This window comes from Pseudovibrio sp. WM33, assembly GCF_001623165.1.
Lineage (GTDB): Bacteria > Pseudomonadota > Alphaproteobacteria > Rhizobiales > Stappiaceae > Pseudovibrio.
In genome coordinates this window covers 1-540 of record NZ_LMCK01000136.1, presented here as the reverse complement: position 1 = coordinate 540, position 540 = coordinate 1, and the positions used below count along the sequence as shown (strand labels likewise).

Sequence of the window (540 nt, the reverse complement as noted above, 5' to 3'; positions counted from 1 at the left end):
TAAAGACCACTGTGAACGTTGATCAGGGCAAGCCTTATTCCTCGCGCATGGTGGAAGATGAAGACGACTTGAGCGTGAAGCAACTGAAGGACAAGGCAGAGCAGTATCTGCTTAAGGTCGCACCACCCGAAACCCGCTTTCTTACCATTGCGGTTGACGTGCAAAAGGGCCGCTTTGTTGTACAGGTGGATGCATGGGGGCCGGGGCTGGAACGCTGGCTGATTGATCGCTTTGACGTTCACGCCCCGCCTGCAGGTGCACCAAGCGCCGACGCACGCGCGATTGACCCGGCAAAGTACAAGGAAGATTGGGACGCGCTTTTGCCCTTGCTAGAAAAGTACTATCCGGTTGCGGGCAGTGGCTACCAGATCAAACCGGCTGCGCTGATCGTGGACAGTGGCGGCGCAGATGGGGTGACGAAGAACGCTTATGCTTTCTTCCGTAAATCGCGCAAGCTTGGCCTGCGCAGGCGTGTGTTTCTTGCCAAGGGGCTGGATCGTTGGGACCGGGACCGGGCAAAGGAAGTCACACCAGAAAAGG

Annotated in this window: 1 protein-coding gene; it reads left to right on the top strand. The window is 57.0% G+C overall.

What is annotated here, in order from left to right; genetic code table 11:
- Nucleotides 1–11: 11 nt before the first annotated feature.
- Nucleotides 12–540: terminase gpA endonuclease subunit (locus PsWM33_RS23565; protein WP_244276740.1), on the top strand; the 529-nt coding region annotated here is incomplete at its 3' end.